Annotated in this window: 12 protein-coding genes; 2 read left to right on the forward strand and 10 right to left on the reverse strand. The window is 58.1% G+C overall.

Annotated elements, in window-relative coordinates; translation table 11 throughout:
- Positions 1-24: 24 nt before the first annotated feature.
- Positions 25-147 (reverse strand): hypothetical protein, encoded by a 123-nt coding sequence (locus tag CCHOA_RS11085; protein ID WP_281273274.1) that lies wholly within the window; start codon positions 145-147, stop codon positions 25-27.
- Between the two features lie 210 nt (positions 148-357).
- Between CCHOA_RS11085 and trxA the strand changes: the two genes are divergently transcribed.
- Both trxA and CCHOA_RS10535 read left to right on the forward strand, forming a co-directional pair.
- The gene (gene trxA / locus CCHOA_RS10530) at positions 358-681 is read left to right on the forward strand and encodes a thioredoxin (RefSeq protein WP_123930464.1); all 324 of its coding nucleotides are present in this window, start codon (positions 358-360) and stop codon (positions 679-681) included.
- A 327-nt stretch (positions 682-1,008) separates the two neighbouring features.
- On the forward strand, positions 1,009-2,196 hold the full coding sequence (locus tag CCHOA_RS10535; RefSeq protein WP_123930467.1) for an N-acetylmuramoyl-L-alanine amidase: 1,188 nt from the start codon (positions 1,009-1,011) through the stop codon (positions 2,194-2,196).
- A gap of 65 nt (positions 2,197-2,261) precedes the next feature.
- Here CCHOA_RS10535 and CCHOA_RS10540 read toward each other — a convergent pair whose 3' ends face one another.
- The 9 genes from CCHOA_RS10540 to rpmH form a co-directional block, all read right to left on the reverse strand.
- A complete protein-coding gene (locus CCHOA_RS10540) occupies positions 2,262-2,996 on the reverse strand; it encodes a hypothetical protein (protein ID WP_123930470.1) in 735 nt (244 codons plus the stop codon).
- 178 nt (positions 2,997-3,174) lie between these two features.
- Positions 3,175-5,463, reverse strand: a complete 2,289-nt coding sequence (locus CCHOA_RS10545) for a 3'-5' exonuclease (protein WP_123930472.1) — start codon at positions 5,461-5,463, stop codon at positions 3,175-3,177.
- 85 nt (positions 5,464-5,548) lie between these two features.
- Positions 5,549-6,676 carry a ParB/RepB/Spo0J family partition protein gene (locus CCHOA_RS10550; protein WP_123930475.1) on the reverse strand — a complete coding sequence of 376 codons (1,128 nt, stop codon included), beginning with the start codon at positions 6,674-6,676 and terminating at the stop codon, positions 5,549-5,551.
- Between the two features lie 444 nt (positions 6,677-7,120).
- Positions 7,121-8,044: a ParA family protein gene (locus CCHOA_RS10555; protein WP_123930478.1), complete on the reverse strand. Its 924-nt coding sequence runs from the start codon at positions 8,042-8,044 to the stop codon at positions 7,121-7,123.
- A 210-nt stretch (positions 8,045-8,254) separates the two neighbouring features.
- A complete protein-coding gene (rsmG, locus tag CCHOA_RS10560; protein WP_123930481.1) occupies positions 8,255-8,917 on the reverse strand; it encodes a 16S rRNA (guanine(527)-N(7))-methyltransferase RsmG in 663 nt (220 codons plus the stop codon).
- A 653-nt stretch (positions 8,918-9,570) separates the two neighbouring features.
- Entirely contained in the window at positions 9,571-10,788 is a 1,218-nt protein-coding gene (gene yidC / locus CCHOA_RS10565; protein WP_123930484.1) for a membrane protein insertase YidC, read from the reverse strand.
- Between the two features lie 259 nt (positions 10,789-11,047).
- The gene (gene yidD / locus CCHOA_RS10570) at positions 11,048-11,335 is read right to left on the reverse strand and encodes a membrane protein insertion efficiency factor YidD (RefSeq protein ID WP_123930486.1); all 288 of its coding nucleotides are present in this window, start codon (positions 11,333-11,335) and stop codon (positions 11,048-11,050) included.
- Positions 11,325-11,804: a ribonuclease P protein component gene (rnpA, locus tag CCHOA_RS10575; RefSeq protein ID WP_164472480.1), complete on the reverse strand. Its 480-nt coding sequence runs from the start codon at positions 11,802-11,804 to the stop codon at positions 11,325-11,327. The genes yidD and rnpA overlap by 11 nt, the downstream gene beginning before the upstream one ends.
- Before the next feature lie 231 nt (positions 11,805-12,035).
- Entirely contained in the window at positions 12,036-12,179 is a 144-nt protein-coding gene (rpmH, locus tag CCHOA_RS10580; RefSeq protein ID WP_123930493.1) for a 50S ribosomal protein L34, read from the reverse strand.
- Between the last annotated feature and the right edge of the window lie 1,354 nt (positions 12,180-13,533).

The following is a 13,533-nucleotide window of genomic DNA, read 5'->3' on the forward strand; positions in this document are numbered from 1 at the left end:
ACTAATGTGTACTGGCCGCATTACTTATTCACCGATCGTGTGCCGCAACCAGCCGTGTAGCAGCGATGCGTCCCCGGCAATGCGGTGACCAGTAGTGGATTTGCGGTCTGCACGAGCGAAGCAATCGTGACTAAGATAGATGGTCACACCAAATATTGTGACTGTGGTGGCAGCAGGTAGCTTGCATGGCAGCGTCCAATTCTGCGGCGACATAACCCATGCCAGGTCACCTTTTCATTGCCATAGTCATAAACCTCTCCGTGCTGCATGCTGTCACGTTCCATGTGCTGTGTGCAGCCGCCTTTCGACAGCCCCTGTCGAAAGAACCCCGCAACCGCAAGGATTGATGAAACACAAATGACCGCACCTGTGACTATCACCGCCGAGAACTGGTCGACCACTGTCCTTAACGCCGACAAACCAGTGCTCGTGGACTTTTGGGCCGAATGGTGTGGCCCGTGCCGTCGCATCGGACCGGTGCTGGAAGAGATCGCCTCTGAATATGGTGACAAGTTCGTCATCGGCAAAGTCAATGTTGACGAGCAGCGGAGCCTCGCCGCCATGTGGCAGGTCATGAGCATTCCGGCGTTGATGTTTTTCTCCAACGGCAACAAAGCCGGGGAGCTCATTGGTGTCCACACCAAGGAAGACATTGTCGCCAAATTGCAGTCGCTGGCCTAACACCACCACCGCTGGGTTTGCTTCGCGAAGCCACTGCAACCGGTTACGTCGGCAACAGGTGGGGATCCGTGGGTTGCCCGCACATCGCTGGTTGAGTTGTACTATCACACCAGGGGCGATCCGCTGCCTTGCACGGTGATAATTCCATCACCTGCTCACACCTACTGCAGTTTTCCCTGGCACATCTCACACCAACAACACAGAGGATGCCCGGGAACTGCGGTAAAGGGTGAAAAACCCTGGTCGTGGTTCGGCGCCCTTCGCAATACAAAACCGGCGACTGCTATTGTTTTTCTGATCGTTGTTATTCCTCCAAGGAGCGTTTTCGTGCACGAAGTTTTACGCGTTGGCGACCGGTCTCCTCGGATTGCCGAGGTCCGAGCCACCTTGGCCCGGCTCGGGCTGTTGGACGGCTATGCCGCCGACGTCACCGGCAACGGTCAAATGACCTACAGTGATGCCGACACTATCTATGACGATCAGCTGGCTACAGCAGTGCAAGCCTTCCAGCAGTCCCGCGGTATTGTTGCCAACGGCTATATTGGCGAAGCAACATTAACCGTGCTGCGGGAAGCGTCGTACACGCTGGGTGCCCGGGTGTTGAGTTTCCAACCCAATAATGTGCTCGTCGGCGACGATGTGGCGCAGCTCCAACAGCATCTGCTCGAGCTCGGGTTTTATGCTGGCCGCTTGGATGGCCACTATGGTGCCGACACCCATAATGCGGTGCGCACCTATCAGCTCAACAGTGGTTTGACTGACGATGGTATTTGCGGGCCGAAAACGATCCGTTCGCTGAAATATTTGGGGCGCCGGATCACCGGCGGTAATCCGCATGCAATCCGGGAACGGGAACAGGTACGCCAGGCAGGTCCACAGCTTGCCGGCAAACGGGTGGTTATTGATCCTGCCCTGGGTGGCACCGATTCTGGGCGCATGGTGCAGGGACGATTCGGCGAAATCAGCGAGGAAGAAATCCTGTGGGATTTAGCGACCCGGTTAGAAGGTCGCATGATTGCCGCAGGGATGGAAACCATCAAGTCCCGTCCCCGATTTGATAACCCTTCCCATACGCAACGGGCTGATATTGCCAATGCTTTCGGCGCCGATGTGATGCTGTGTCTGCGATGTGACAGCTATCAGAATGAGAAAGCTAATGGCTGTGCCACGTTTTTCTTCGGCTCTGAGCATGGTTCAACCTCGCTGTCGGGGGAGCATTTATCTGGGTTGATCCAGCGGGAGATTACTGCCCGAACCGGTTTGAATAACTGCGGGAATCATGCCCGCACCTGGGACATGCTGCGGTTGACGCAAATGCCCACCATTGAGATTGTCACCGGCTATGTGACCAGCCCTGACGATGTGGCATTACTGACCGACCCGCAGGTGCGTGACGCGATTGCCGAATCGGTGGTCGTGGCAGTGAAACGGTTTTATCTATTGGATTCCGACACGTTGGAAACTGGCACCTATAAATTCGCTGATTTGCTCGCGGAAGAAGAACTACTCGACTAGCTTGTCGTGCTGCCGCACCGCGCCGGATTTCACCCGCCGATGGCCGATACTGGATGTGCTGGCGGCTAGCTGATGGGGAATTCGTTGTCGGCAAGTAGTGTTGTCGAGGCTGCCTCGTATAGCAATCCTTGGGTGGGGGGTAGCTCGAGGCGCATCCGCGGCACAATCGGATGGTCTTGCGCAATGTGAAAGCCTGCCTCAAGCAGAATCTGAAAGTCCAGAAGCCCGATTTTTCCGGGATGCAGCAGCGCGTCAGCGACTTCTTTCCGCAATGGCTGCGACATCGTCTCCGGGGCGCTGTGGGTGGCTGTATCGTCTGTGCAGAGCTGACCGCGGCGGCGAGTACCGGAAAGATTCCGAAATGCGAACATCTCCATTGCAACAACCCCGCGCTGGGTTAACTCGTCGGCGACAGCAGCAAGCAGAAGCAGTGCTTGGCGTTGCCCTTCCGAACTGTCAGGATAGGCGCAAAACAGGCTGGTGACGAGTTCCGCATCGTCGCTCACCGGGGCAGTGGGCATTAATGCGGCACCGGGTGCGAGTTCCGCGGGACAGTACAACACTGTGCCGATTGCTTGGTCACTGTCCCCATCGCGGTCAGCGGAAACCAGATTGAAACCGCAACATCCCCTGGTTGATAGCATGCGCGCGATCCATGCCTCTTTTTCCAGCACAACATCATGCTGTTCAGCAATAGCAGCAGCACAAGCGGTGTCTGCTTCCCAAAACACGGTGTGTAATGCCAGCGGAATAACACTGCTGGTGTTGGCTGGTGAAAGCGGTAATGCGAAAGCAGTCATAGCGGAAAAGGTTTTCTTCGGCGCGGACGACAGGATTACAACAGTACTTGCGACAATACCGATTTCTTGGCGGCCGTGAGGGCGCCCTGCGCGGTGCAGATGACCGTCGGCAGGGTGATACTTGCAAAAATATCGGCGCAGCGGAACAAGCGCTGCTTTGACGCCGATCGGGCCGGCTTTAATCCAAGGGGATGAGGCTGGTGGGTTCGCCGACTACGGTGATAGCCAGCTCGTCGCGGGCACGGGACGCCGCCACATAGAGCAGGGCACGTTCCCGTTGCAAGGATTCGTTTTGTTCCGCCGGCGGACAGCCCTCATAGAGGCCGAGTTTTGACATGGAATCTTCCGACATGTCGGCGAGCAGTACGTGGGTAAATTCCATTCCTTTGGCATGGTGCATGGTGTGCGCCGACACTTGCCCATCCCAGGGGGTTTTCCCGGATCGTTTGGTGACACAGTCAATGCCGTGATCGGCTAACGTGGCCACGATTTCACTGATTTGGTCACGGGTACGGGCAAGGATCCCGATATGCGTATTGGGTTCATTACGGGATAACCAGTGGCGTACCTTGTCGACGATCGCCTGCTGCTCATCGGTTTTTGAGGCTGCCCGCAGCATTTGGGGATGCGGCCCGTGTCGCAGTGACCGGTAGCCTAATGTGGTGTCGGCGAAACCGGTGGAGTCGAAAAATGTTTCTTCCGCCAGGATTGCTGCGGCAAAGTCGAGGGTTTCTTTCGTGGTGCGATAGTTGTGCCGGAGCCGGTGGCTGGCTTGCCCCCGGGTTTCGATGCCGAATCGGGCAAGTGACAAACGGTTACCGTAGATCCGCTGATGGGAGTCTTCGGCGAAGAAAATATCGTTCGGTCCTGGTTGGACGGCGGCCCGAATAAATCGCCAGTGGCCGGCGTGGAAATCTTGCGCTTCATCAACGATGATGTGGTCGAGCAGTGGTTCTTGGCGTGCCTCAAGGATGGCTGCCGCAAGCACCGCATGGGCCGCAAATGGTAGCGCCGCAAGCTGCCCGCAGCGGCGCAGGAACTCTTGTGTGATCGTGAAGATGATGGCGCGTTCCCGTTTCGACAGCTGGGTGCCGCGACCGATACGGGCAGTGGTGAGATAGTCCTGCTGATTGTTGAGATCAGTGTGCAGGAGTACTTCGGTGAATTCTGCCCGCAGGAACAGCGGATGCTGCTTCGTTGCCGGCAGATCAGCGCCATAGACGGCGGCAGCTTCCCGCCACAGCTGGTCGGCGGTGCGGTCATTCATCACTGTTGGTCGATAGTCGCCGCTGTGCCCAAATAGTTGACTGCGGCACCGGTTGACTTCCGCGGCCGGGGCGTGCCGCAGAAAACTACTCACGGTTGCATCGATACCGCTCACTGCTAAACCGGGCAACCCCGGATAGTTGGCTTCCGGAAGGTGCGGGTTGAGTTCGTTGAGTTGCGTTTTCAACTGTTGGGCGAGCGGCCGGGTGAAACTGGTGAGCAATACCCGGGGTGGCTGGGCGGCTACCGGATTGTGCAACAGCCGGTTGGTGCGATGCAGCAGCACCACGGTTTTCCCGGTGCCGGCACCGCCAACAACCCGAGCCGATCCGGAATGGTCACAGTCAACTGCGTGCTGTTGTGACGGGTGGAGGAACAACCGCCATGCGGCGAAGCTGCCGTGTTCAAGCATCGCCTGCAGGGTGTGTTCATCAGGTTCGCAATAATAGTTCGAGGCCTGCAACCGGTCGACAAGACCCCTGTCGGTGGTTGGATCAGTGGCGAATTGAGAGTTGTCGACGTGCAGCTCGGCGGCGATCTCATCGATGGTCAACCCTGCCAGCAAACCAATGACTGCGTCTTTCTGCCAGCTGGGGGCATCAGCAATCATGGCAAGCAGGCTCGCTTCGTCGACGCTTGTGCGTAACGCTGCAATGACTGCTTGGCTGCAGCCAAGTTCGGTCGCCAGCAGGGAAGCGGTGATCCCGGATTCTGCCAGGATTTCCCACGGGGTGAGTTCGAAATTATCTGCGGGATAATCAGCGTCGGTATCGGTTAAAGCTTCGCTGGTGGCCGGCTGGCTTGCAGCACCCGCCGAGGCATCGGTGTTCCACCCCTGGTCGACGGGATTATCCCAGCCGGGCGTGGCAGTGAGGAAGGGTTCGATGTGGCCACTGACGGGATTCGGGGCAAGGTGCACCTGTTTGGCATAGTCGATGGCGTCATCATGGTTTTTTACTGCAAGCAGCACATAGGTGACTTCACCGGGTTGGGGGCGAAGTTCCAGCAGCACAGCCCGATAGTGCAGATCGATTGGGGCGGTACGAATCCGCGGATCCCGACTGTTGTGTAGCGGTGCAATATGAAGCGATGGATGCTGCGGGTCACGAACTAGCATCGTGAACCATCCGCCGATGCGTTTCCGCAGCTCAGGGGTGAAGGTTTGATCGCTGATAATCACCTTGGTGGTCATAGTGGTCATCTTCCCCTGTCGTGTGACGGCACGCTCGTCAATGGGCAATCCGAACGCTGCGTGTTGTACTCCTACCGGTAGCTGCTAGTGACTTTTAAGGATGTTCCCGCAGAATCCCCATAATCCGATTGAGGTCATCTTCGCCGGCAAATTCGACAATGATTTTGCCCCGGTTTTTCTTCCCAACAGCTACTGTCACTTTGGTGTCGAGTCCGTCGGCAAGCCAGTCGGCTGCCCGGCTGGCGAACTCAGGAACGGGGCGGGGTTGCCGGCCAGGTTTCGGTTTCACCGGGGTTTGACCGTCCGCGTTGAGTAACACCACCGCTTCTTCGGTGGCCCGCACTGATAAACCTTCAGCGATGATACGTTTGGCGAGTTGTTCTTGAGCGGCAGCACCCTGTTGCAGTCCCAGCAGTGCCCGGGCGTGACCGGCAGACAACACTCCTGCGGCGACGGGGCGCTGCACAGCAACCGGTAGTTCAAGCAGCCGAATCATGTTAGAGATCACCGGCCGGGAACGGCCTAGTTTTTCGGCAAGCTGCTGATGAGTCACCCCAAATTCCTCCAGGAGCTGCGCATAGGCGGCGGCTTCTTCCAGCGGGTTGAGTTGGACGCGGTGAATGTTCTCCAGGAGAGCGTCGCGCAGCATGTGCTGGTCAGAGGTGTGGCGGACGATCGCCGGGATGGTGGAAAGCCCGGCGAGTTTCGCGGCACGGAGCCGCCGTTCACCCATGATGAGTTCGTATGCGGCGGGCTGATCATCACCGGTGGGTTGTTGCCGCACAATGATCGGTTGCATGAGACCGAACTCGGCAATGGAGTGCACCAGCTCTTCGAGGGCGTCTTCGTCGAAGACTTGCCGCGGCTGTTTCGGGTTCGGGGTGATCAGCCTGATCGGCAGTTCTTTATACACTGCCCCGAAGGTGTCGGTGTTGGTAGTGTTGACTTCGTCAAGCACCGGTGACGGGCTGGGTTTAACGGGTTTGCCGGTGTCTTGTTCGGCGGCGGCTGCAACACGTTTCGCAAGATCAGCTGGGGTGGGTGCTGATCCCGGTTTGCCCGGGTGGGCAGGCTTTGGGGTGTTGTTGCTGCCGGGGCGGGGTTTGCGGTCACCGAAGAGGACATCGGCCGCATCGTCACCGATGGCGGGGCGGCGTTTGTCGGAAGGGATGAGGGAGGCCAGGCCGCGACCTAATCCCCCTTTGGGCTTTTCGGTAGCCATAACAACAACGACTCTTTCTTCACAACGATTGTGGTGGTGAGGTTTGCTTCTTGCGCTGCTTCCGCATTCCCCGCGCCGGCTATGCCAGATCACCTGCTGGTAATAGTGGTAAACACACCACCGCAGGCGCGACTGACCGGACAGACTTCGCTTTAGATGGTACACATGCCACCGGCGCTACGCCCCTGCGATATGTGTGTTGTGCAACCCCACCGGTGGCGGCGGGGTGCAGCAGCGCGGCGCGCGGTAAGCATTGCAACCCTCATCGGGCAGGTGCACGTTTAAGATTATCGCCCGATGTTCGGCAAGAGGTGTGCGACTTTCCAGCAAGCTTGTGGAAAACCCCGGTAGTGCGAGGAGTGTTCCACAAGGGCGGGTGCTGCCAGCTAACAATGTTGGGCGGCGGCCGCACAGCTGCCAGCACATATTTGGCTGGGAAGACACTTAGCTGCTGGGGGCACGCCCAATAGGATCGTCGGCGTCGAGCGGCACATAGTCGCCGCGTTTGCCGAGTTCGATCGCCGCATCAAGATACGCCATTGCGCCGCGGGAACCGGGATCATAGTCGAGGACTGTTTGCCCGTAGCCGGGTGCTTCAGACACTTTCACCGAGCGGGGAATAGTGTTGGTGAGCACTACCTCCCCGAAGTGGTTGCGCACTTCGGCGGCAACCTGTTCGGCAAGTTTGGTGCGGGCATCATACATGGTCAACACAATGGTGGAGATGTGCAGCTGCGGGTTGAGATGCGCCCGAATCAGGCTGATGTTGTGCAGCAGCTGGCCAACCCCTTCGAGGGCATAGTATTCACACTGGATGGGGATGAGTACTTCTTCGACGGCGCACATTGCGTTGACGGTGAGCAGGCCCAGCGACGGGGGACAGTCGATAAACACATAATCGAAGTCGTAGCGGGCAAGAAAGTCGGCATTGATCGCGTCGGCAAGCCGAAATTCCCGATTGTCTAGGTTGACGAGTTCGATTTCGCTGCCGGCCAGATCAATGGTGGCCGGAATGCAGTACAGGTTGTTGTGGTTTGGCGATTGTTGCATCGCCTCATCGGGGGTGATGTCCCCGATGAGCACCTCATAGGAGGAGGGGGTGCCGGCCACATGTTCCGCGCCGAGTGCGGTTGACGCATTGCCCTGCGGGTCAAGATCGATAACCAGCACGTTCATGCCGGCAATCGCTAAACCGGCGGCAAGATTGACGGTGGTGGTGGTTTTCCCGACGCCGCCTTTTTGATTAGAGATCGTAATCAGCCGTGGCCGATCTGGTTTCGGCAACGATGGGGTGCGTGGTGAACGAATCCAGGCGGCGCGTTGCGCGGCCGCCGCAATGGGCGTGTCAGCGAAGTTCGTGTCGTCCATTTTGTGTAAGTCCTGTAGTCTCCCCGTGATGTGGTGGCATCCATCGGTGCAGGTGGCACGGTGGATAGGCGGATTAGACGAATCATTGGCGATCATCGGCGATGACGCTGCCCGCTTATAACCTTCTCTAGTGTAGCGAACAACCCGCACCGCGCCATGCCCCTCCACGGTGCGGCAGCTGTTGCTGCTGGTTATCAAGGGGCGGGGCGGTTAGCGTTTCTTGGTGCGGCGCGGGTTTTTGGTTATTCGCACCACCGTTGCAGGTTCGGCAATGGTGTGTTCCCCGCAGCGGAGAATCGTCGGGGTGTTGCCGCCGAGGCGGGTAATCGCCGCGCTGTCGCGGCTGATTTCTGCTGCTGCTGTTTCCCCTTTGAGGGCATCAATCCGCCCGGTGGCGTGGATCAGCGGCATACAGTAGCCCACCAGGGTGGCCAGCGGGGCAACAGCCCGGGAGGTGGCAACATCGGCGCCGCCGACTGTGTCGATCACTTCCGGGTCTTCGGCCCGGCCACGGATGACCCGCACATTGTCGAGCTGTAGCGTGTCAACTACTTCGGTGAGGAAGACGCTGCGTTTGAGGAGGGATTCAACCAGGTCTACTTGCAGATCGGGGCGGGCGATAGCCAGCGGGATGCCGGGCAGTCCCGCCCCGGATCCAACGTCGACAAGATGCTCATCGGGATGCAGGATTTCGGCCACAATTGCACAGTTGAGAATGTGCCGATCCCACAGGCGGGGTACTTCCCGCGGACCGATGAATCCCCGCTCATATCCGGCGGTGGCAAGCAGCTCATGGTAGCCGATTGCTTTGTCGAGGTTGTCGCCAAACAGGGTGGCGGCATAGGCCGGTGGGGTGGGCGTCGAGGAAGTCACGATGTGCAGGTTTCCCGTCTGTGTCGAATGAATGAGGCCAGGCGTCAAAGAGTATTGCTAGATAGGGTTGGCATCACTGGCGGCAGGGTGCCGCAAAGTGCAGTTGGCCAGCGCCCTGGATGAGCTTTGGTTGTTACGATACAACGTTGTTGCGTCACATTGGGGTGTAGCGGTAGTTCGATCCGCGAGAGTTACTTCCACCTTTGACCTATCCACCGGTGGTCGATTGCGTAGCGCTGCGACAGGGGTGGAAGCAGAAAACCTCGCAAAGCTATGGTGTCTTGTTGCTGGTTTTCTCATGCTAATGCGCAAAAACAGTAGCTGCCCACTAGGGAAGATCAATTCCCTGCACTGTGGCACATGCACCCCACACCCACCATATTTGGAAAGCACAGCACACCTTGCCACCACCGGCCCGCGGATAGCCGTGTCGGAAGGGATGCGGCGCAGCGCAGCGAAAGGTTGCTCTGGTGTGGTCGGTGGCAATGTGGTGGCCTGCACGATGTGTGGCAGATTTGCACAGTCCTGCTTGGTTCTGCTTGACCGGAGTGTTGAGCGCAAAACACCCACCTTGCTGCCGGTGCAGTGTTTTTCGCCTCTCCGGCGGAACACTTGACAGAAGATGGGTGTTGGGGGAAGAGAAGAACGCGCAGTTAGCGGCGTTTCTTCTTCCGGTTTCGTTGCGGTTTCGCCCCCGGCTTCGGGGTGGTTGCCGACTGTCCGGAGGCAGTCTTGGCGGCTTGTTTTTCGGCTGCGCGGGCGAGGGCTTCCCGTTCGGCGTCGGCTTTCATCTGTTGGAATGCCGCCCGGAAACCGGTGGTTTTCTTACCACTGTCGTTTCCCGGCTGCGTCAGGGTTGCAGTGCCGCTTGCTGTTTCACCAGTGGTGTCACTGTCCACGGCCGGGGTGTGGGTGGCTTTTTTCCCTTGTTTCTTCGGGTTTACTGGTTTCACACCGGGACGCGGGGCAGTTGCCCGTTTGGCGTCTTTTTTCGCCTGCAGGGCGGCTGCTTCTTCCCGGTCGAGTTTCGCGAACATCCACCGCTGCTGGAAGAAGGTCCACAGGTTGTTGGCCATCATGTAGAACAGCAAACCGATATGCCACACCGCACCGGTGAACACGATCATGAAGGGGAAGAACCACACCATCATCTTGTTCATCATTTCGGCCTGCATCTGCATTTGGCCGCTTTGTGGTGTTTTCGACAGGCCTTGGGCTTGGCGACGGCGGGTGCGAGCAACCGAGTGGCGACCGTTGAGGTGGGTTGCCAGGGCGATGATGATAATCAGCGGAACCGCCACCATCATGATGGTGGTGCGGGTAAAGTCCACCGGCTGGAAGGCCTGATACATGTCTTCCGGCATGGTGATGTAGGCACTCAGCGGCACCCCGAAGAAGCGGGCGTCGAGGAAGGATTGCACATCTTCCACGGAGAAGAAATAGTTCGGCAGATTCCGGTTTTCCTCAATGGATAGCCCTAAGGCACCAGGACCGTTACCGGTGCGGTTAAATGACCGCAGCACGTGGAACAGGCCGATAAACACCGGCATCTGCACGAGCATCGGTAAACAGCCCGCAACCGGGTTGACCCCGAGTTCTTTTTGCAGCCGCCGGGTTTCCTCGAGTTGTTTTTGCTGATCGTTTTTGTAGCGCTCTTTGATCTCTGCGAGCTGCGGCTGCAGTTCCTGCATTTTTGTCATTGACCGCATCGAAGAGATCATCGGCTTGACGAGCAGGGCACGAATGGTGAAGGTGAGGAACATAATCGCCAGCACCCACGACCATCCGGAACCTGGGTCGAGAACGAGCGAAAACACTTTATGCCAAAACCACAGCACCACTGAGATTGGCCAGTAAACAAAGTTAAGCACGGTGTAAGTCAGTACTCCTTATTCGATCCGTGTGGGTCCGGCTGCGGGGCAGGCTGGCACAGATTGAAGGGATAAGGGGAAAACGAATGTTGAGGCAGCTGTTGCATCACCGCAACGTGATGTGTTGGTGGCTGCTGTTGCATAGCCGAATGGTCAGCCGGGCAGCCGGCGGCTGCACTGGTGACCGAAAACAGTCTGCAGCATACCCTACCTGCTGGTGGTGAACATTCCATGTTGACCAGCTCTGGTGGGTGCCGGCTCATGCCGGGGGATCTGGGGCTGCCTCGTAGAGTTGGGAGGGATCCTGCCAGCCGGGTGGGGGATCGAAGCCGCCGGGATGCCACGGCCCGCATTTGCTGATGCGGGCAATGGTGAGCAGGCTGCCTTTGAGCGGCCCTGCAGTGGTGATTGCCTGTAGTCCGTATGCTGAGCAGGTTGGCTCAAAGCGACAGGTAGAACCGTTTTTTAACGGGCTGATGTAGTGCTGATACCAGCGGATGAGCCGGATGATGATGCGCGTTGCTGGCCGCTGTGGGTCACCGGCCACGACGGTAGGCTTTCTGCGCGCAGCGAAACACTGTGGCGTGAAGTTCGTCGTAGCTAAGTTCGGCGGCGCCGGCGAGTGCCCGGATCACAATGTCGACGGGCTGGTCGAAGGTGGTGCACAGCTCCCGGCTGATGTCCCGCAGTTGCCGGCTGACCCGATGCCGGGTGACAGCGTTACCGACTGCTTTGCCGACCACCAGCCCGATGCGGGTGGTGCGACTGGTGGTGAGTTCTGCGGTTGATAATCGTTCGACTTGCCGCAGTAGCTGTGCCGCTGACAGGTCGGTGTCTGCTGCCGCTGCAGGGGTGGCGGCGTCGTGTTGCTGCTGGCGCTGATAGGCGGCTACTGCGGCGGGTAGGCGATGGGGGCACACATAGACCACCAGGTGGGGGGTGCCGGCGCGTTTGCCCCGCCGGATGACCTGTTGGAATTGCCGCGACTGGGTGAGCTTGTGGTGTTGCGGCAGCATCACGTCTCCTTCGCGGTCAATCAGCAGGAACTAGGGGAATCTGCAGGAAAAATAGCACAAGCCGCAGCGTAGCGTCGCCCCGTCACACACCGGTGCACATCATGACAATTCATGGTGGCTTGGTGGTGGGTGGGGACAGCGCCAGCAGCGGCTTGTGGGGGCTGCCGGTAAAAGGATCTCACCGGCAGCATTGAGGCGATAATCGTGCGCCTTGTTGCGGGTGGCAACAAGTTACACGGTCAGCGACTTACGTCCCTTCCGACGACGCGCACCGATGATGGCACGGCCGGCGCGGGTACGCATGCGGGTACGGAAGCCGTGCACGCGTGCACGACGGCGATTATTCGGTTGGAATGTCCGCTTGCCCTTGGCCACGGCGATTCTCCTTGCAATTGGATGTTCAATAGTAACAGTGCACAACATCACCACCAGGGGTGCTCGCATACGGTGCTGGTGCTTGTCGCCCCCTTAAAACAGCAAGGGGTCACCAAACCTTCCAGAGGTCGAGACGGCGCAGATCGATGGATCATGTTGTGGCAGCCGGTGGCATCGTCCCGAATCGGCGACCGCATACCGCGCTGCACGTTGTAGAAGGTGATTCCATCACAGTTGTGGTGGATTCACCGGTGCGACACGCGATACCCGTCCGCGGATCAGGCGGGGATACCTCATACCGGTTGCTTACCTCCAGCTCACGCTGTGGGTAAGCAGGTTGTACGGGTAACACTGCAGGCGACAGTAGGCGAGTATGAACACCTGGTAAGAGGCGACAATATTCGGTGCAGCATCGGCGGCCGGCGGGATGGGCAACTACGGAAGTCCATCCTGATCGGCGGCAGCTGATGTTGCGGCTGTCATGGCATGGCGAAACCATGCCAGTGTTACTGGCACAACAAACTTCTGCCCAAGACTACGTGGATTTGACGAAAAGGTACAAATCTGGGCGGCTCACCCGGGCGGGGGCACCTGTAACCACACGCTTGTAATTAACCTGCAGGCAGGGGGCAAAACTTCCACTAGCCAGCAGGATCACTCAACGGGTGGCAAATGGGGCAGGAGTGTGTGGCAGAAACCTGTGGAGAACTGCTAGACAGCAGCCCGGAATAGCGAGTAACAATAACGGTGCAGCGCCACGCCGCAAATCCGTGCTTCAACAGCGTTGCTGTGGATAACTGTTAGACTTCACCCTCAAGTACAACTTGATACCCGCATTACTGCAGGTAGGGACCAAGTTTTCAGTTTCCACAATTATTCACAGGGCACTGCGTTTGCTGTGGATAACTTGCCGAAAGGGAGTTATCCACAGGTGTGAATAACCCTGTGAATAACCAAGTCAGACAACTTTTCTGCTTGTGTATGAGACAGTGGACAGTGTTGTGTAAGAATTAACTTGGAACTTCACTAGTGACTAAGGTCACTAAACCGGATGAGCTGCGGACCTGCCAGCGCGAGCACAGGTGCCGCAAACACTCCACAGCTGTGGACAGTGTGCTGTCAACAGCTCATCCACAAGGTTTGCCAAGTTTTCCACAACCTGTTGGTAACTGGCGGCAACCTGGCGGTGGGTTATTCCATCGCCGGGGATAATTTCATGCTTTTTCTGCTCGTTGTTGCTCGATTAAAGCGGCAGTGCGTCTGGATGTTCAACGGTGGGTTCACCGTGGTGTCGTCGCCGGTGCGACGGTACTGATTCGCGCTGCCCCATGTGTGTACATATAAGGACCATCCC

Source organism: Corynebacterium choanae, assembly GCF_003813965.1.
GTDB lineage: Bacteria > Actinomycetota > Actinomycetes > Mycobacteriales > Mycobacteriaceae > Corynebacterium > Corynebacterium choanae.

What these genes read in the sequence shown, in the direction of transcription:
- trxA (WP_123930464.1), top strand. Translation starts at nt 358, where the DNA reads ATGACCGCACCTGTGACTATCACCGCCGAGAACTGGTCGACCACTGTC.
- rnpA (WP_164472480.1), bottom strand. Translation starts at nt 11,804, where the DNA reads ATGCTGCCGCAACACCACAAGCTCACCCAGTCGCGGCAATTCCAACAG.
- CCHOA_RS10555 (WP_123930478.1), bottom strand. Translation starts at nt 8,044, where the DNA reads ATGGACGACACGAACTTCGCTGACACGCCCATTGCGGCGGCCGCGCAA.
- CCHOA_RS10545 (WP_123930472.1), bottom strand. Translation starts at nt 5,463, where the DNA reads ATGACCACTATGACCACCAAGGTGATTATCAGCGATCAAACCTTCACC.
- CCHOA_RS10540 (WP_123930470.1), bottom strand. Translation starts at nt 2,996, where the DNA reads ATGACTGCTTTCGCATTACCGCTTTCACCAGCCAACACCAGCAGTGTT.
- CCHOA_RS10550 (WP_123930475.1), bottom strand. Translation starts at nt 6,676, where the DNA reads ATGGCTACCGAAAAGCCCAAAGGGGGATTAGGTCGCGGCCTGGCCTCC.